Origin of the sequence: Microbispora triticiradicis, from assembly GCF_005864065.1 — a bacterium.
GTDB lineage: Bacteria > Actinomycetota > Actinomycetes > Streptosporangiales > Streptosporangiaceae > Microbispora > Microbispora triticiradicis.
In genome coordinates this window covers 182,433-201,024 of the sequence record NZ_VANP01000005.1, presented here as the reverse complement: position 1 = coordinate 201,024, position 18,592 = coordinate 182,433, and the positions used below count along the sequence as shown (strand labels likewise).

Sequence of the window (18,592 nt, the reverse complement as noted above, 5' to 3'; positions counted from 1 at the left end):
GATGTCACCGACGCTCACGGGCGAGGGGGAGCAGGCGTCCCTCGCACAGCACGGCATGTGGGTGACGGAGCGGATGGGCTGCGGCGGTCAGGTGTACCACATGCCGCTCGCCATCCGCTTCGACGGCCCTCTCGACACGGACCGGCTGCTGGCCGCCTGCCACGACGTGGTCGGCGCGCATCCCCAGCTGGCCACGGCCCTGGCGGAGCGGGACGCAGTGCTGCGCCCCGCCCTGGCCGCCGTTCCGCCGCCGATCGGGTTCGAGGACGCCGCCGGGCGTGAGGCCGGCGAGCTGGTCGACCGCGAGGCGTCCCTCGACCTGGACCTCGGGACCGGCCCGACGGCCCGGTTCAGGCTCTTCCGGCTCGCGCCAGAGCGGCACCTCCTGGTCGTCGTCGCCCACCACGCGGTCTTCGACGGCATGTCGAAGGACCTCCTGGTGCGCGGCCTGGCCGACGCCTACGCAGGGCTGCCGCTGCCGGTCCTTCCGCTGACGTACGGCGAGGCCGTCGAGCGGGAGAACGCCCGGGTGGCCGAACTGCTCGACGAGGCCGCCGCGTTCTGGCGGGACCGCTGGCAGGACCGGCAGGACCTGCGGCTCCCCGGGCTGTCGGGGGTGTCCACCCGGGCCGCCGCGGGAGAGGCGGTCGACTTCGCCCTTCCCGCGGGCCTCGCCGTCGCCGCCGAGAAGATGGGCGTCACCCGGTTCGAGCTGGTGCTCACCGCCGTGCACACCCTGCTGGCGGCGTACGGCAACGAGGACGCGGCGGTGTCGGTGGACCTGTCCACCAGGACCGAGGAGACGCGGGACCACATCGGCCTCTTCGTGAACGAGCTTCCGGTGCGGGCCGGGACCCCGAGCGGGACGTTCGCCGACTTCGCCCGGTCGGTGCGCGGCGAGCTGCGGGCCGTCTACCGGTTCCGGCAGGTGCCGCTCGCCCGCGCGGTCGGCGGCGTGAGCCCGCGCACCGCGCTGACGCCGGTCTCGGTCAGCTACCGCGGGCGGGACGGGAGCGCGCCGGAGTTCCCCGGCGTGGCGGCGTCGGTCGACTGGATGTCGTTCAACCACGCGGTGCGCGGCACGCTGCACCTGCAGGTGGTCGACGCGCCGGACGGCATCACGGCCCGGCTGCAGTTCAACCCGGCGATCCTCAGCCGCTCCGGCTGCGAGTCCCTGGTCGAGCACCTGCTCGCCCTCCTGGAGGCGGTGGCCACCGCCCCGGACACCGAGATCTCCCACCTGCCGCTGCCGGCCCCGGTCGAGGTCACGGTCGATGTCCCGGCCGGGCCGTCCTCCGTACGGACCGAGGCGGAGCCGGCCGCGGTGCCGCGCGCCGGCGAGGCGGACGCAACGCCCTACCTGGCGGAGGTCGCGGAGATCTGGAGCGAGGTGTTCAAACGGCCCGAAATCGGGCCGGACGAGGACCTGTTCGACCTCGGCGGGCACTCGCTGACGATCGTCGAGATCATCGCGAAGGTGCGCGAGCGCATGGACGTGGAGCTGTCCTTCGACCTGTTCTTCGACGAGCCGACGATCGCGGGGGTCGCCGCGGAGGTCGCCCTCCTGCGGGAGGAGGCATGCTGAGGGAACGCCTCGCCGAGCTGGTGTCCAAGGCGAGCGGCGGGGACCTGGCCGCCGCCGACGTGCTGGCCGCCGACTGCAGCCTGCCCGCGCTCGGCCTCAACTCGCTCGCCTACCTCCGGCTGATCGACATGGTGGAGACCGAGTTCGACTGCGACGTCGACCTGGACGGCGGCTACCTCGACACGCTCGACGGCCTGGCCGGGCACATCGCCGCGCACACCGGCGAGGACGGTGCCGGGGACCGTGACGGCGGTGGCGACAGCGGCGGGCACGACGACGGGCACCCCGGCGGGCAGCGGAGGTGACCGGCAGCCCGCCTGCGGCGCGGACGCCCGGCCTCACCGCGCTGCCGCCCCGCACCGTGGAGTTCCGTGGCACGCGGGGCGGGCAGGCCGCGCTGACCTGGGGGCAGCAGGGCATCTGGCGGTCCACCCAGTGGCTGGACGACGGCGACCCCTACTTCAACCTGCCCTGGACCCTGCCGGTGACCGGCGCCGCCGACCTCGACGCCGTGCTGCGCGCCGTCGGACGCCTCGTCGAGCGGCACGAGACGCTGCGCACGGCGTACGTCCGGGAGGGCGCGCGCCCCGGGACCGGCACGCAGGCGGGCGCCGGGGAGGGCACAGAGGCGGGCGCCGGGGCGGGGACCGTCCAGCGGGTGAGGCGGGAAGGCCGGCTCACCGTGGGCGTGTACGAGGCGGCGGCGAAGCCCATGACCGCGGCCAAGGCGCTGGCCGCCGAGCTGGCCGCGACCGGGTTCGACTACGCGGCCGAGCTGCCGGTCCGGTGCGCGGTGGTCTGCCTGAGGGGCCGGCCGCGCGCGCTGGCGCTCGCGCTGTCCCATCTCGCGCTCGACGGCTGGTCGCTGAACATGGTGGCCGCGGAGTGGCCGCGGCTCGTCGCCGGGGAGGACCTGCCCGTCCCGGAGTGGCAGCCGCTCGACCAGGCGGCCTTCGAACGGTCGGACCCGCCGCCCGGCGCCCAGGCGCTGCGTCACTGGCGGAGCGGTCTGGCGGCCGCGCCGCGCTCGATGTTCGACTTTCCCGAGCGGGAGCCGGAGGAGCCGCGCTTCGTCCGCTACGGGATGGACTCCCCGGCGGCGGCCGTCGCCGCCGAGGCGCTGGCCGCCCGGCACGGCGTGACGACCTCCAGCGTGCTCACGGTCGCGAGCGCCGCCCTGCTGGCCGCCGTCACCGGGCACTCCACGGCCGCGCTGCAGCTCATCGTGTCGAACCGGCACCACCTCCGTACGGGGGCGATGGCCGGGCCGGCCGCACAGGACGGGCTCTGCGTCATCGACCTGGGCGCCGGCGATCCGGGGTCCGTCGATCCGGGGCGCGGCGATCCGGTGGCCGGCACCTTCGCCGAGGCGCTGGGGCCGGGGCACCGCAGGACCATGGCGACCTACCGGAACGGGCACTACGACCCCTCGCTCGTGCTCGCCGCCCGGGACGCGGAGGCGTGGAACCGCGGCGCCGACATCGACCTGGACGCGTTCTTCAACGACGTCCGGCAGGGCGGCCGCTGGTCGGGCCTGCCGGACGTCGACCCCGGGGACGCCGCGGCGCTCGCCGCGCTCCGGGGCCGCACCAGGACGTTCTTCGTCGGGGCCTACTCGAAGGTCAAGGCGAAGATCTTCTTCGCCACCGGCCCGGCCCCGTCCACCTGCGAGTTCTTCGTCCTGGTGGACACGGCCTTCCTGCCCGGGCGCGTCGCCGAGCGGATGCTCGGCGGCCTGGAGGAGCTGCTGGTCCGGGCGGTCTCGGCGGACGTGCAGCTGGACCGGGTCGCGGAGGTCGCCGGCCTGGACCCGGTGCGGCGCCCCGCCGGATGGACGCGGATCGGTCCCGACTGGGTGAACCTGCCGGAGACCGAGGCGCTGCTGCGCCGGGTCTGCGCACCCGGGCCGGCCGCGGTCGTGGTGGAGCCCGGCGACGACGGGCCGCCCCGGCTGACCGGCTATCTCGTGGCGCGTCCCGGGCTGGACACGCCCGACGCCGTCCACGCCGCGGTGATGCGGGCCGCGGCCGGTCGCACCGGCGTGCTCGCCCCCCGGCACTACGTGCTGTGCCCGGCGCCGCCGGCCTGCCCCTCCGGCTGGCCGGACTGCCCCCGCCTCATGGAGGGCGGCGGCCGGGTCCCTTCTTCCGCAATGACTGCTTTGGGAAGGTGACATGACCGAATCCCCGATGCTCGTGGTCGTCAACGACGAGGAGCAGTATTCGGTGTGGTGGAGCGACCGCGAGCCGCCCGCCGGGTGGCGGCCCACCGGCTTCACGGGCACCCGCCAGGAATGCCTCGACCACATCGAGACGGTGTGGACCGACATGCGCCCGCTGAGCGTACGCGGCAGATGACCGGGCGGATGACCACCGCCGACCGCCGCGCGGCGCTGATCGAGAAGCTGGCCGGGCTGCCCCCCGAGCGCCGGGCGGCGCTACTGCGCTCCCTCGGGGGCGCGGCGGACCCCGGCGGGCAGGAGTGGCCGCTGTCGCCGGGGCAGGAGCGCCTGTGGTTCCTCAGCCGCTTCGACCCCGCCGACACCAGCTACAACCTGCCCTGGTCCGTACGGCTGCGCGGGCCGCTCGACACGGCCGCGCTGGCCGCGGCGTTCACCCGGGTCACCGAGCGGCACGAGGTGCTGCGGACCCGCTTCCGGCTGCGCGGGGACGCCCCCGTGCAGGTCGTGCTGCCGCCCGCGCCGACGCCGGTGGAGGACCTCGCGACCTCCGGCGAGGCGGGTCCCGACGGGACGGGGGTCGAAGAGGCGTTGCGGGAGTTCGCCGAGCGCCCGTTCGACCTGGAGAACGAGCCTCCCCTGCGGGTCGGCGTGGCCCGGCGGGGAGAGGACGATGTGGTGCTGTGCATCGTCCTGCACCACATAGTGGTGGACGGCTGGTCGCTCGACGTGCTCATGCGCGAGCTCGCCGAGTGTTACGCGGCGACGCGCGAGGGACGTGAGCCCGTCCTGGCGGAGCTGCCCATGCAGTACTCCGCCTTCGCCGTACAGGAGAGGCGGCGGGACCACACGGCGGGTGTGGAGCACTGGGCGGGCCGCCTGGCCGGAGCCCCCTCACTCGACCTGCCGGCCGACCATCCCCGGCCGTCCCGGTGGTCGGGGCGCGGCGCGCGCGAGGAGCTGCTGCTGCCGCCGGAGGAGGTCACCCCGCTGGAGCGGGTGGCCAGGAAACGGCGCTGCACGTCCTTCATGGCCCTGGTCGCCGCCTACCAGGCGACCCTGGCTCTGGCCTCGGGCCAGACCGACTTCTGCGTCGGCGTCCCGGTGTCCCGCCGGACCCGCAGCGAGCTCGCTCCGCTGATCGGCTATTTCGGCAACGCGCTGGTGCTGCGGGCCGACCTGTCCGGCGATCCGGCGTTCCACGAGCTGCTCGACCGCGTGCGGGAGGCGACCCTGGCCGGGATGCGGCACGCGGACGTGCCGTTCGAGCACATCCTGGCCGCGCTGCGCGTCCCCCGCGACGTCGGCCGGCCGCCGTTGTGCCAGGCCATGTTCAACCTGCACAGCGACCTGCCCAAGGACGACCTGCTGGGGACCCGGTTCGCCGACCTCGACGCCGAGGTCCACACGATCCCGCCCAGCCACACCAAGTCCGAGGTCTCGCTCGACCTGTGGCGCGGACCGGAGGGGCTGGGCGGCGTCTTCGACTACAGCGCCGACCTGTTCACGCCCGCGACCGCGCGCCGCCTCGTGCGGGGTTTCGCCGAGGTCGTACGGCGGGCCGGGGCCGACCCGGACACCCGTCTGTCCGCGCTGAGCGGCGCGTTCTCGAATTGAAAGGTGCATGACAGTGAGTGACGCGGTGAGCGGCGTGCCGGCTCCCTCGGGTGCCGGGCAGCCGGGAACGGACGCCGCGACGGCGCTCGCGCTGATCCGCCGGTGGCGTGACGAGAGCCCCGGCGCGGTCGCCGTGAGCGGCGACGGCGGCGTGCTGACGTACCGGGAGCTGCTCGACCGGGCCGACCGGCTGGCGGCGCTGCTGCGCGCCCGCGGCGTCGGACCGGAGACGCCGGTGGGCCTGTGCCTGGAGCGGTGCCCCGGCATGGTCGTCGCGCTGCTCGCCGTGTGGCGGGCCGGCGGCGCGTACGTGCCGCTCGACCCGGCGTTCCCGGAGGACCGGCTCCGTCACATGCGCGAGGACGCGGGCATCCGGCTGGTGCTGGCCGGGCAGGGCGTCGACTCCCGGCTGCTCGACGGCGTCCCGGACGTCGTCGAGCTGGCGTGGGACGGCGTGCCGGTCGCGGGCCGGGGGCAGGACGGTGCCGGCGACGGTGACGGCGAGGGGCCGGTGGGGGATCTCGCCTACCTCATGTACACCTCCGGGTCCACCGGCCGGCCCAAGGGGGTCGCGGTCCCGCACGGCGCGGTGGTCAACCTGCTGGAGTCCTTCGCCTCCCTGCTGGAGCTCACCCCGCGCGACGCCTGGCTCGCGGTCACCACGCTGTCGTTCGACATCTCCGTGCTGGAGCTGCTCCTGCCGCTGACCTGCGGCGCCCGGGTCGTCGTCGCGTCCGCGCACGAGACGACGGACGGCCGGGCACTGCGGTCGCGCGCCGTGACCGACGCCGTCACGATCATGCAGGCGACCCCGGCGAGCTGGCGCATCCTGATCGAGTCCGGCGGCGTCCCCGGGAACATCGCGACCCGGCTGTGCGGGGGCGAGGCGCTGCCCCGCGACCTCGCCGACGCCCTCCTCACCGACGGCGCCCGGCTCTGGAACGTGTACGGCCCGACCGAGACGACGGTCTGGTCGACGGCCGGGCGGGTCGCCCTGACCGACGAGAGCGGACTGCCCGCCCCCATCGACCTGGGTGAGCCCATCGGCAGGACGACCGTGCACATCCTCGGGCCCGACGGGCGTCCGGTGCCGCCCGGCGAGGCGGGGGAGCTGCACATCGGCGGAGCCGGCCTGGCCAGGGGTTACCGCGGCATGCCGGGCCAGACGGCGGACCGGTTCCGGCCCGACCCCTTCTCCGGCACGCCCGGGGCCCGCCTGTACGCCACGGGAGACCTGGCCGTGCTGGAGAACGGCAGGCTCCGTTACCTCGGCCGGGCCGACCAGCAGGTGAAGGTGCGCGGTTTCCGGATCGAGCTGGGCGAGATCGAGACCGTGCTGCGGGCCGCGCCGGAGGTGGCCGGCGCTGCGGTCGGCGTCCACGCCGGCCCCGACGGCCTCGCGCGCCTGGTCGCCTACGTCGTGCGCGCCGCCGGAGAGCACGTCACCCGAGAGGTCGCGGTGGAGACCGCGGCCGGGGAGACCTTCCGGGAAACCGGAGCGGACGCGGACGAGGCGGGCCTGTGGGCCTCCCTCCGGGACCGGCTGCGCCGCAGCGTCCCCGAATACATGGTGCCGGCGCGTCTCGTGGTGCTGGACGCCCTGCCGCTCACGCCCAACGGGAAGCTCGACCGCGGCGCCCTGCCCGCGCCCGAGTGGACCCGCGCCGGGAGCCGGCCGTACCGGGCCCCGTCCACGGCGCTGGAGGAGGACCTCGCGGCGCTGTGGGGCGAGGTGCTGGGCATCGCGGAGCCGGTCGGCGTCGACGACGACTTCTTCGAGCTGGGCGGGCACTCGCTGACCGCCACCCAGATCATCGCCAGGGTCCAGGCGCGGTTCGCGATCGCGGTGCCGATCGTGGAGCTGTTCGAGAACCCCACGGTGGCCGGGCTGGCGGCGGCGATGGACCGGCTCGACGACGACGACTTCGACCTCGCCGAGATCGCCGCGCTCCGCGACGAACTCGACGGCCTCAGCGCCGAGGACCTCGCGGCCGTGCTCGACGGGATGTCGGACCGATGAGGGCGCCGCTGTCGCCGGACCAGGAACGGCTCTGGCTCCTGCAGAAGCTCGATCCGCGCGACGCCTCCTACACCATGTATCTCGTCCGCCGGCTGCGCGGCCCCCTCGACCGGGACGCCCTCGAAGGGGCGATCGCCGACGTGGTGGCCCGGCACGAGGGCCTGCGCACCCGGTTCGAGGAGGAGGACGGCGTCCCCTGGGCGGTCGCGGAACCGGCCGGGTCCCCGCCGCCGGTGGCGTGGCCGGCCGCGACCGGCGAGGAGCACGCCGGGCGGCTCGTCGCCGAGCGCGTCAACGCGCCGTTCGACCTCGCGGAGGGCGTGCCGCTGCGCGTGGCGGTGATCGGGATCGGGCCGCTGGACCACGTCCTGTGCGTCACGATGCACCACATCATCGGCGACGGCTGGTCGCTGGGGATCCTCCTCGACGACCTGGCGGAGTGCTACACCGCGCGGCTGCGCGGCCGCGCGCCGGAACTGGCGCCGCTGCCGGTCCACCCGTCCGACTACGCCCGCTGGCAGCGCCGCCGCGCCGAGCGCGCGGTGCCGTACTGGCAGGAGCGGCTGGCCGATCCGCCGCCGGCCGACCTGCCGTACGGCATCGGGGGCATCGGCGGCGGGGACGCCGACGGCGCGGAGAGCGGTGAGGGCCACGGGCAGGGCGGGTTCCAGATCGTCCGGGTCGGCCCGGAGGTCGCGGACCGGCTGGACCGGCTGGCCCGCGAGCACCGGACCACCCTGTTCACCGTGCTCATGGCGGCCTACCAGGTGCTCCTGCACCGCCACTCCGGCCACGACGACGTCCTCGTCGGGACGGTCGTCGCCGGGCGCGAGCGGGTCGAGCTGGAGCCGCTGATCGGCTACCTCACGCAGACCGTCGTGCTGCGCGGCGACCTCGGCGGGGATCCCGCGTTCAGCGAGCTGCTGCGGCGCACCGGGCGGGAGGCGCTGACGGCGATGAGCAAGACCTCGGTGCCGTTCGAGCGGATCGGGCACCCCGCCCAGGCGCTGATGCCGACCGTGTTCATCCTGCACACGCAGGACACGGGACCCACCCGCCCCTTCGGGGACCTGTCCGTCGGCTTCTTCCCCGACGGCTTCCGGCAGGTGAAGCTCGGCCTCTACACCGAGGCCTGGCGGGACGGCGCCGGGATCACCGTGTCGTTCGGCCACGACGGGTCCAGCGGCTCCCCGCACGAGGCGGAGGCCGTCCGCAGGCTCGCCGAGCGCTTCCTGCTCCTGCTCGCCTCCGTCGCCGACGAGCCGCACCGCCGGATCTCCGAGCTGCGCGTCTGGACCGGGGACGACGAGGCCGACATCCGCACCCTGGCCGGTGACGGCGCGGACGTCCCCGGGCCGACGGTGCCCGAGATGATCGCCGAGACCGTGCGCCGCACGCCCGAGGCCGTCGCCGTGGTCTGCGGGGAGACCGAGGTCACGTACGGCGAGCTGGACCGGCGGGCGGACCGGCTCGCCGCGGCGCTGCGCGGGTCCGGCGTCCGACCCGGCGACGTGGTCGGCGTCCGCCTGCCCCGATCGGCCGAGGCGATCGTCGCGCTGCTCGCCGTCTGGCGGGCCGGTGCGGCCTACCTGCCGTTCGAGCCGGACGAGCCGGACGAGCGGATGGCCTTCTCGCTCGCCGACGCCGGGGCGACGCATGTGATCACGACCCGTACGCCGCCCGCCGGGCTCACCGCCGTCGACCCGGCGGGCGGGCTCGCCGAGGAAGAGGCGGCCGCCGGCGAACGGCGCACGGACGGAGAGGAGCCGGACGGGCCGTACGAGACACGGCCGGAAGACGTCGCCTACGTCATCTCCACCTCCGGCTCCACCGGCCGCCCCAAGGGCGTCGCCGTCGAGCACCGCGCCATCGCGGCCCGGATCCGGTGGATGCGCCGCGAGTACGGCCTGACGCCCGGCGACCGCGTCGTCCAGTTCGCGTCGCTGAGCTTCGACACCCACCTCGAAGAGGTGTTCCCCGCCCTCGCCGCGGGAGCGACCCTGGTGCTGCTCCCCGGCGGGGCGGCGACGCTGCCCGACCTGCTGGCCGCGCCGGGCGGGGAGCGGATCACCGTGCTCGACCTGCCCACCGCCTACTGGCACCACCTGGTCGAGGAGATCGACCAGATCGCCTGGCCGCCCGCGCTCCGCCTGGTGATCATCGGCGGCGAACAGGCGTCCGGCGGCGCCGTGACGCGCTGGCGCCGCCGGTTCGGCGACGGCGTCCGCCTGCTGAACACCTACGGCCCGACCGAGGCCGCGGTCATCGCGACGTGGGCCGACCTCGGCGCCGATCTGCGGGCCGGCCTCGGCGCGGCGCCGCACGGCAGGCCGCCGATCGGCCGGCCCGTCGGCGCGACGACGGTCCACCTGCTCGACGCCGCCGGGGTCCCGGTCCCGCAGGGCGCGATCGGCGAACTGGTCGTCGGCGGAGCCGGCGTGGCCCGCGGCTACCTGCGCCGCCCCGCGCTCACGGCCGCCGCCTTCGTCCCCGACCCCGCAGGGCCGCCGGGAGCGCGCAGGTACCGCACCGGAGACCGGGCACGCTGGAACCAGGCCGGCGAGCTGGAGTTCCTCGGGCGGCTCGACGGGCAGCTCAAGGTGCGCGGCTTCCGGATCGAGCCGGGCGAGGTCGAGGCGCGGCTGCTCGACCATCCTGGGGTCGGCCAGGCCTTCGTGACGGTCCACGCCGAGGAACTCGTGGCGTACGTGACCGGGACCGCGACGGGGGAGGAGCTCGCCGCGCACCTCGCGCGGACCCTGCCCCGGCATCTCGTCCCGACCGCCTGGGTCGGTCTCGACGCGCTGCCGCTCACCAGCCGCGGCAAGGTGGACCGCGCGGCGCTGCCCGCGCCGGTCCGGGGGCCGTCGGCCGGGCACGTACCGCCGAGCACGGACGCGGAGCTGCTGGTGGCCGAGGTCTGGGCCGAGCTGCTCGGCGTCGCCTCCGTCGGCGCGGACGACGACTTCTTCGCCCTCGGCGGGCACTCGCTGCTCGCGACGCGGATCGCGGCCAGGCTGCGCCGTACGACCGGGGTGGAGGTGCCGGTCCGGACGATCTTCGAGCGGCGCACCGTGGCCGACCTCGCGGTCGCGCTGGAGGACCTGCTCGTCGCCGAGCTGGAGGGCATGTCGGAGGAGGAGGCCGAGCGCCTGCTCTCGTCCGCCGACGGCTGAGCCCTGCTCAGAGGACGGGCTCGCAAGCACGGCCTCGCAAGCACGCGAAACGAGACCGCCGCACACCCCGGGGGGTGTGCGGCGGTCTCGCGGTAGGGCTCCCGTCAGGCGGAGGCGCGGATCACCAGGTGGGTGTCGAGTATGACGACCGGCTGCTCCAGCGGCTCGCCGTTGATGCGGGCGATCAGGAGCTGGACCATCTGCCGGCCCATCGCCTCCGTCGGCTGGTGCACGCTGGTCAGCGGCGGCTCCGTGTGCAGGGCGACCTTCGAGTCCTCGAAACCGATCAGCGCGACGTCGTCCGGCACCACCATGCCGTTCTCCTTGAGCACGCGCAGCGCCCCGACCGCCATGGGGTCGGACGCCGTGAACACCGCGTCGAGATCGGGATGCCGGGCCAGCAGCTCACGCATGGCCGCCGAGCCGCTCTCCTCGGAGAAGTCGCCGTACGAGACCCGTTCGCTCATCCCGGTGGCGAGCAGCGCGTCGCGGTACCCGGCCAGACGGTCGACACCCACGCCCATGTCCTGGGGACCGGCGATGGTGGCGATCCGGCTCCGGCCCTTGGAGACCAGATACTTGACCGCCTGCCGCGCACCCGCGCGGTTGTCCATGTCGACGAAGCTGTAGGGGTTCAGCCCGACGGGCCGGCCACCGAGCACCGTGGGGACGCCCAGATCCTCCAGCCGTCCCGGCAGGGGGTCGGCGCCGTGCACCGAGGTGAGCAGGACGCCGTCGACGTGCTGCCCGGTCAGGTAGTGCTCCAGGCGGTCGTGCTCGGCGCGGTTCTGCGCCATCGTGAGGATCAGCTGGAGACCGGTCTCGCCCAGCGCCGAGCCGATCCCGCGGATCAGCCCGGCGAAGTACGGCTCGTCGAAGACGCGCTGCTCCGATTCCGACACCACCAGGGCGATGGTGTCGGTCCGGTTGGTCACAAGGGTACGCGCCGCCCGATTGGGCACGTAGCCGAGCTCCTGGATCGCCAGTAACACCGCGTCGCGGGCACGGTCGCTCACCTTCGGTGAGCCGTTGATGACCCGCGACACGGTGCCGCGGCCGACACCGGCACGCGCGGCGACCGCTTCCAGAGTCGGCCGACCTCCGGAACGGCGGTCCCCGTTCATCTATACTGCCCCCTTATCGCGTCTGCGCTTATTGTGCCCGACCCAGCAGGCCGCCGTGCCTGATGGTGTCGGCATACCACAACGCGCTCGATTTCATCGTCCTCGCCTGGGTCTCGTAGTCCACGTAGACGAGGCCGAAGCGCTTGCCGTATCCCCACGCCCACTCGAAGTTGTCCATCAGGGACCACGCGAAGTAGCCCTGGAGCGGGACGCCGGACTCGATGGCGGCGTGGCAGGTGCGCAGGTGCGCCTCGATGTAGGCGACGCGATCGGGGTCGTGCACGGTCCCGTCCTCGCCGAACACGTCGTCGTACGCCGCGCCGTTCTCGGAGATGTAGAGGGGGACGCGCGGGTACTCGTCGGCGAGCCGCCGCAGCGTCTCGTACAGCCCGCTGTCGTCGACCTCCCAGCCCATCGCGGTGACCGGGCGGCCGGCGTTGACGAACCCGACGTGCTCGCTGCCGATCCACGGGGACCCGGAGTCGGTCGGGGCGGCCGCGGCCGACACGGCGCCGCCGGGGGCGCCCGACACGGTGAAGCGGCTGTAGTAGTTGACCAGCAGCATGTCGAGCGGAGCGCCGATCGCGGCCAGGTCGCCGTCCTGGATGAAGGACATGTCGGAGATGTGGCTCAGGTCGGCCAGCACGTCCTCCGGGTACGCGCCCTTGAGCAGCGCGTCGAGGAAGAACCGGTTCTGCAGCCCGTCGATGCGGCGGGCGGCGTCCTGGTCGGCCTCGCTGGCGGTGGCCGGCGTGACCGGGTAGAGGTTCACGCACCCGCCGATCTGCGAGCCGGCGTTCTGCGCCCGCATCGCCTGCACGGCCAGGCCGTGCGCGAGGTTGAGGTGGTGCGCGGCGCGCAGCGCGGCGGCCGGCTCACGCCTGCCCGGCGCGTGCTCGCCCGAGGCGTACCCCAGGAACGCCGAGCACCAGGGCTCGTTGACCGTGCTCCAGTTCCTGACCCGGTCGGCGAGCTCGGCGTGGACGGTCGCGGCGAAGTCGGCGAAGCGCTTCGACGTGTCCCGCGCGGGCCACCCGCCCGCGTCTTCCAGGGCCTGCGGAAGATCCCAGTGGTAAAGCGTCAGCCACGGGTCGATGCCGTAGCTGAGCAGCTCGTCGACGAGCCTCTTGTAGAAGTCGAGGCCCTTGGCGTTGTACGCGCCCGAGCCGTCCGGCTGGATCCGCGGCCAGGAGACGGAGAACCGGTAGGCCGTCAGGCCGAGGTCGGCCATCAGCTTCACGTCGTCGCGGTACCGGTTGTAGTGGTCGATCGCGGTCTCGGCGTGGTCGCCGCCGACGATCCGGCCCTCCTGACGGCAGAAGCTGTCCCAGATCGAGGTGCCCCGCCCGTCCGCGGAGAGCCCGCCCTCGATCTGGTATGCGGAGGTCGCGGCGCCCCAGACGAACCCGGTGGGGAACATCAGGCCGGCCGCCTCCGCCTCTGGTCGTGTGTCTTGCGTTGTCACGCCTTGACCGCACCTTCCATGAGTCCGCCGATGATCTGTCGGCCGAACAGGATGAAGACGACGATGAGCGGGAGAATCGACATCAGCGTGCCGCTGAAGATCAGCACGTAGTCCGTGCCGTACTTCGCGTTGAGCGAGTTGATGGCGACCTGAACCGTCGGGTTGTCCGGGGTCAGGACGATCAGCGGCCACATGAAGTCGTTCCAGATCAGCATGAACGTGTTGATGCCCAGCACCGCCATGCCCGGCCGTACGGCCGGCAGGACGACGTTGAACCAGATCCGCAGCGTGGACGCGCCGTCGACGCGGGCGGCCTCGACCAGTTCGTTGGGCACGGCCTGCTGGGTGTACTGCGTCATGAGGAAGACGCCGAACCCGTTGAGCAGGTAGGGCAGGATCACCGCCTTGATCGAGCCGACCCATTCGAGGCTGACCATCAGGCGGTAGAGGGGGACGATGCCCATCTGCTGCAGCGGGACCATCATGGTCAGCAGGACCAGCAGCAGGAGGACCTTGCCGCCCCGGAAGTTCAGCCGGGCGAACGCGAAGCCGGCGAACGTCGAGATCAGCACCACCGAGACCGTCACCGTGGCGGCGATGATCAGCGAGTTGGTGAGACCGGCCAGGTAGTGCGCGTCGGGGTTGGTGAGCACCCGCTGGATGTTCTCCCCGAGGTTGCCGCCCGGCAGGAACGGCGGCGGCATGTCGGTCGCCTCGGTGTTGGTGCGCGAGGCGATGACGATCATGTAGTACAGCGGGAACGCCGAGATGATGATCGTGACCGCGAGGATGAGCCTCGTCATCGGCGTGGCGGTCCAGAGGCCGGAGGCCCCTCCCGGCGCCTTGGCGCGGCGCCGCCGCGTGGAGGCGGGCGCGGAGAGCGTGGTCACTTGTTGCCCCCGATCCGGCGGATGAGCAGGAAGTTGATGGCCGACCCGACGAGGATGAGCAGGAACAGCAGCCAGGCGGCCGCGGAGGCGTAGCCGTAGTCGAACTCGCGGAAGCCCTGCTCGAAGATGAACATCGAGACGGTCTGGAACTGGCTGTCGCTGCCGCCGTGGACGTTGCCGTTGTAGAACGTGGTCGGCTCGGAGAACAGCGTGAGACCGCCGATGGTGGAGTTCAGCACCACGAAGATCATCGTGGGCCGGAGCATCGGGATCGTGATCTGCCAGAACTGGCGCCGCCGGGACGCGCCGTCGATCGAGGCCGCCTCGTAGAGGTCCTTGGGGATCGTCTGCATGCCGGCCAGGAAGATGATCGCGTTGTAACCGGTCCAGCGCCAGTCGATCATCGTGGCGATGGCGATCCAGGAGGGGAGGCGCTGGGCCTTCCAGTCGATGGGGTCGGCCCCGAACCAGCCCAGCACCCAGTTGACGACGCCCCAGTCGCGGCCGTACAGCTGGGTGAAGACGACCGCCACCGCGACGACCGAGGTGACGAGGGGGAGCAGGACGCCCAGCCGGACGAACAGCTGAAACTTGATTCGCTTGTTCAGCGCGTTGGCCAGCAGCAGCGCCAGCAGAATCTGCGGGACCGTCGCGATGACGAACATCGCGAGTGTGTTGACGACCGCCTTCCAGAAGTCGGCGTCGGCGAGCATGGCGGTGTAGTTGCCGAGGCCCGTCCACTCGACCGTACCGGTCAGGTCGTAGTCGAAGAACGAGTAGTACAGGGTGAAGCCGAGCGGGAAGAGCCCGAAGATCAGGAAGAGCAGGTAGTAGGGAGAGACCAGGAGGTACGGAGCGGCCTTGAGGTCCAGCCAGGTCAGGAAGGACCGGCCCGATCTCGGCCGGACGTGCCTCCGGCCGGGCGGCATCGGTGCGCGGGTGGGTCGCCCGGCGTCGACGTGCAGGCTCATAAGTTACCTTTCGGGTGAAAGCAGGCGACCGGCCCGCCGGCGGGGTGCCGCTGCGGCGGGCCGGTGCTCACCTGGCGGGCAGGATCAGCCCGCGGCCTTCACTGCGTCGTCGACCAGCTTCTTCCAGCCGTTCGCGTACGGCACCGAGCCGTCGTCGATCGCCGAGACGACCGACTCGACGGCGTTCTTGACCTGGGCGTGCTTCACGCCGAGGAAGACCGGCTGAAGCGCCGAGGCGGACTTGGCGAAGATGTCGCCGACCGGAGCGTCGTTGAAGTACTCGTTCTTCGCGCCCTGAACGGCCGGGTCCTGCTGCGCCTGGACGTTGCTCGGCATGTTGCCGGCGAAGTTGAAGACGCTGACCTCGGCTTCCTTGCCGGTCAGGTAGTCGAGGACCTGCGCGGCCTCCTTGGGGTGCTTGGACTGCTTCGGCACCGCGAGCCAGGAGCCGCCCCAGTTGCCGCCGCCGCCGGGCACCGCCGCGACGTCCCACTTGCCCTTGAAGTCCGGTCCGGCGCCGCCGTCACCGCTCACCGCGCCGAGCATCCACGACGGGCAGCCGAGGGTGGCGAACTGCGACTTCTTCATGCCGGTGTTCCACTCGGGCGTGAAGTTGCGCAGCTTGGCCGTGAGGCCCTCCTGGCTGATCTTCTGGGCGAATTCGTAGGCCGACTTGACCGCCGGGTTCTTGTCGACGATCAGGTTGTTGTCCTTGTCGAAGTAGGAGACGTTGCCGTTCTTGGCGGCCTCCTGCACCAGGACCACGTTGTAGAGCGTGTTGGTGCCGTCGACGAACTTGGTGTCCTTGATCTTGTCCTGGAACTTGTGGGCGACCTTGACGAAGTCGTCCCACGTCGGCCAGAGCTTGCTGACCTCGTCGCGGTCGGCCGGCAGGCCCGCCTTCTCGAACAGGTCACGGCGGTAGCAGAGGCTCATGCCGCCGACGTCGGTGCCGAGGCCGAACAGCTTGCCGTCGGCGGTGACGCCGTTCTCCCACTTCCAGTCCGCGAAGTCGGCCTTGCGGTTCTGCAGGCCGAACTCGCCGAGGTCGGCCCACCACTCGGGGTGCGCCTTGGCGAGGCCCATGCCGCCCTCGTCGATGCCGACGACGTCGCCGGCGCCCGCGCCGGACTGGAGCCACTGGATCATCTGCGGCCAGTAGACCTGCTCGAACTGGTCGGTCAGGTTGTCATACTTGATCGTGATGTCCTTGTGCTCGGCGTTCCACTTGTCGACGGCCTCCTTGTAACCGAAGTTCTTGCCGCCGCCGAACGTCTGAAGCGTGATGGTCACGGGACCCGCCGCCGCGGTGGAGCCGCCTGCCGCGTTGTCGGCGGGCTTGTCGTCCGAGCCGCAGGCGGTGGTGACGCCGAGCGTCAGCGCCGCCACCGCGGCGACCGCGAGCAGCCTGCCGCGGCGCGAGTTGTTGAACATTCTTCCGGACCCCTCTCAGGTGGTACCCGAATCTCTTGGGAGGTTCATCCCAGGCCGGTCCCCGACGTCACGGCCCGCGATCAATGGTTGTGCTTGTAGGAGCGAGCACTGTTGGGAGCGCTCCCACGAAGGGTCCTCTATGAGCAACGCGGGCGTCAATATGCCGAAACCTAACTGTTACTCCACGGGGGGTTAGGGCCTTCAAATGGGATGTTACGGTACATACTACGCATGGGAGCGCTCCCATCACCATATGGGCAGAAATGAATACCGGTTGCCCCTAACCTGCGGCCGGAGTCGCCGTTATGCCGAGCCGTCTCCGACGCCCGCGGCGTCCGTCAGCGCGCAGGTCATGCCCGCGCATGCCCGGAGCAGCGCCAGCCGGGCCGACAGCACGGCGACGACGCCCGGCTCCGCCGAGCCCGCGATGTTGCGCAGCTCCGCCGGGTCCTCCCACAGGTCGTAGAGCTGCCGCTCCCCGGTCTCGTACTCCACGTACGCGTAGCGGCCGGTGCGCAGCACGGCGTAGCTCGGCGGCGACTGCGGTGAGTAGGAGGGGTGGTAGAACTCGACCAGGACGGCGTCGCGCCAGGGCACGTCGAGCCCGCGCAGCAGCGGGACGAGCGAGCGGCCCTCCGCGGAGAGCGGCACGGACGCTTCGCCCAGCTCGGCGAACGTCGGCGCGAGGTCGACGGACGAGGCGAGCGCGTCGATCACGCCCCCGGCCGGCACGCCGGGCCCGCGCACCACCATCGGCACCCGGACGTCCTCCTCGAAGGGCGTCGTCTTGCCCGGCCTCAGCCGATGCTGGCCGAGATGAAAGCCGTTGTCGGAGGTGAAGAAGATATAGGTGTCGTCGAGCCGCCCCGCCCGGGTGAGCGCGTCCACCAAGGCGCCCACCATGTCGTCCACGCCGAGCATCGCGCGCAGCCGGTCGCGGTGGACCCGGTCGATCCTGCGTACGTCGGCGTCGGACAACGGCGTCCGCTCCTGCAGCCATCGGGGCTCGGCGGACAGGTCGGCCTGGTCGAACGACGCCGTGCGCGGCGCCTGCTCGTCCGCGAAGGCGGCCGCGTGACGCGGCGCGTGGTGCGCGGGCAGGTGCGGTGCGACGGGGGCGAGGTAGAGGAAGAACGGTGCGCTTCCCGACGAGGCGAACGCCGCGGCCTTGGCGCTCAGCACGTCCTCCAGGTAGTCCTCCGGAGCGTCGCCGTACCGCCGGATCGTCCCGTTGTCGTTGAGCGCGTAGCCGTACTCCTGGTAGAGGCGGGTGACCGGCACGGCCCAGTCGTCCCAGCCGGGCGGGACGTACGTGCGCGGCGCTCCCTGAGGGTAGTTGTTGAGATATTTGCCGAAGAGCGCGGTCCGGTAGCCGGCGTCGTGCATCCACGTCCCGATCGTGGACCCCTCCAGCGGCCGGAACTTCGTGAACCCGCCGGTCGGCGCCCGGTTGCTCTCGACCTGGTGACTGTGCATGAACTGCGAGCGGAGGATCGAGGAGCGGGAGGGACAGCACCAGGGATTGGTGACGAAGAAGCGCGACAGGGTGGTGCCCTGACTCACCAGCAGATTGCCGATGTTGGGGAACCGGCTGAGATCCGCCGCGTCGAGGTCGTCGGTCAGGATCAGCACGATGTTGGGCCGGTGCTCCGGCGGGGCGGGCTCGACCCGGGCCGCGCCGGTGAGCCCGAGAGCCAGCAGGAGCGCCGCGGCGAGCCCTGCCCACAGCTTCGTCGATCGTCGCGGTTGCGGCACGGCAGCAACCATATCCCCCTGCCCGCCTGCGGAAACGCACGCAGGGTGACCCTGTGGACGTGCCGCGTCCGGTTCGGGAGGCTTCGCCGTGACATGCGTCCCCGGCCCGGCCACGCCTGTCCACTCCTATTGCGCTCACGCGGGGCCCGTCCCCTCAAGCCGGGCCCGCTGCGTGCCCGCGCCGGCTGAGCTCTCCCAGGCTCGCCCCCCGATGCCGCACCCCGCTCCGCGGATGCGCGCACCCGGCCCGTACGCGCCGCCCTCCGCGCGGCGGGGCGCCGCGGGGAGGGCGGTGCGACCGTTCTCTATAGGGCGCGCTTTCTGTAGGCGCGTTCCACAGGGCGCGGGTTCCGCGGGGCGCGGGCCGGTCTCCCTG

13 protein-coding genes are annotated in these 18,592 nt (G+C 72.7%); 7 read left to right on the top strand and 6 right to left on the bottom strand.

Translation table 11 applies throughout. The features are described from left to right. Position 1: 1 nt before the first annotated feature. Genes FED44_RS15045 through FED44_RS15015 form a run of 7 tightly spaced genes read left to right on the top strand, consistent with a single transcriptional unit; the run spans position 2 to position 10,577 of the window. Positions 2-1,585, top strand: a complete 1,584-nt coding sequence (locus FED44_RS15045; protein WP_138461061.1) for a condensation domain-containing protein — start codon at positions 2-4, stop codon at positions 1,583-1,585. Further along, positions 1,579-1,890, top strand: a complete 312-nt coding sequence (locus FED44_RS15040; protein ID WP_182875282.1) for a phosphopantetheine-binding protein — start codon at positions 1,579-1,581, stop codon at positions 1,888-1,890. The genes FED44_RS15045 and FED44_RS15040 overlap by 7 nt, the downstream gene beginning before the upstream one ends. Then, on the top strand, positions 1,887-3,758 hold the full coding sequence (locus tag FED44_RS15035) for a condensation domain-containing protein (RefSeq protein WP_138461060.1): 1,872 nt from the start codon (positions 1,887-1,889) through the stop codon (positions 3,756-3,758). The genes FED44_RS15040 and FED44_RS15035 overlap by 4 nt, the downstream gene beginning before the upstream one ends. Position 3,759: 1 nt before the next feature. Continuing rightward, positions 3,760-3,942, top strand: coding sequence for an MbtH family protein (locus tag FED44_RS15030; protein WP_111701022.1), 183 nt, complete (start codon positions 3,760-3,762; stop codon positions 3,940-3,942). Positions 3,943-3,950: 8 nt separating this feature from the next. Then, on the top strand, positions 3,951-5,381 hold the full coding sequence (locus FED44_RS15025) for a condensation domain-containing protein (RefSeq protein ID WP_167521480.1): 1,431 nt from the start codon (positions 3,951-3,953) through the stop codon (positions 5,379-5,381). A gap of 13 nt (positions 5,382-5,394) precedes the next feature. Then, complete coding sequence (locus FED44_RS15020) at positions 5,395-7,401, top strand: non-ribosomal peptide synthetase (protein WP_167521479.1); 2,007 nt, start codon at positions 5,395-5,397, stop codon at positions 7,399-7,401. Beyond that, on the top strand, positions 7,398-10,577 hold the full coding sequence (locus tag FED44_RS15015) for a non-ribosomal peptide synthetase (RefSeq protein WP_138461057.1): 3,180 nt from the start codon (positions 7,398-7,400) through the stop codon (positions 10,575-10,577). The genes FED44_RS15020 and FED44_RS15015 overlap by 4 nt, the downstream gene beginning before the upstream one ends. Before the next feature lie 104 nt (positions 10,578-10,681). Here FED44_RS15015 and FED44_RS15010 read toward each other — a convergent pair whose 3' ends face one another. The 6 genes from FED44_RS15010 to FED44_RS14985 all read right to left on the bottom strand — a co-directional run bounded on the left by FED44_RS15010 (position 10,682) and on the right by FED44_RS14985 (position 18,216). Further along, positions 10,682-11,701, bottom strand: coding sequence for a LacI family DNA-binding transcriptional regulator (locus tag FED44_RS15010; protein WP_111701018.1), 1,020 nt, complete (start codon positions 11,699-11,701; stop codon positions 10,682-10,684). 28 nt (positions 11,702-11,729) lie between these two features. Next, entirely contained in the window at positions 11,730-13,121 is a 1,392-nt protein-coding gene (locus FED44_RS15005; RefSeq protein WP_138461219.1) for a GH1 family beta-glucosidase, read from the bottom strand. 41 nt (positions 13,122-13,162) lie between these two features. Further along, positions 13,163-14,056, bottom strand: a complete 894-nt coding sequence (locus FED44_RS15000; RefSeq protein ID WP_111701016.1) for a carbohydrate ABC transporter permease — start codon at positions 14,054-14,056, stop codon at positions 13,163-13,165. Continuing rightward, complete coding sequence (locus FED44_RS14995) at positions 14,053-15,027, bottom strand: carbohydrate ABC transporter permease (RefSeq protein WP_111701015.1); 975 nt, start codon at positions 15,025-15,027, stop codon at positions 14,053-14,055. The genes FED44_RS15000 and FED44_RS14995 overlap by 4 nt, the downstream gene beginning before the upstream one ends. Before the next feature lie 84 nt (positions 15,028-15,111). Beyond that, positions 15,112-16,461: an ABC transporter substrate-binding protein gene (locus tag FED44_RS14990; protein ID WP_111701014.1), complete on the bottom strand. Its 1,350-nt coding sequence runs from the start codon at positions 16,459-16,461 to the stop codon at positions 15,112-15,114. Between the two features lie 303 nt (positions 16,462-16,764). Then, positions 16,765-18,216, bottom strand: coding sequence for a sulfatase family protein (locus FED44_RS14985; RefSeq protein WP_244301945.1), 1,452 nt, complete (start codon positions 18,214-18,216; stop codon positions 16,765-16,767). Between the last annotated feature and the right edge of the window lie 376 nt (positions 18,217-18,592).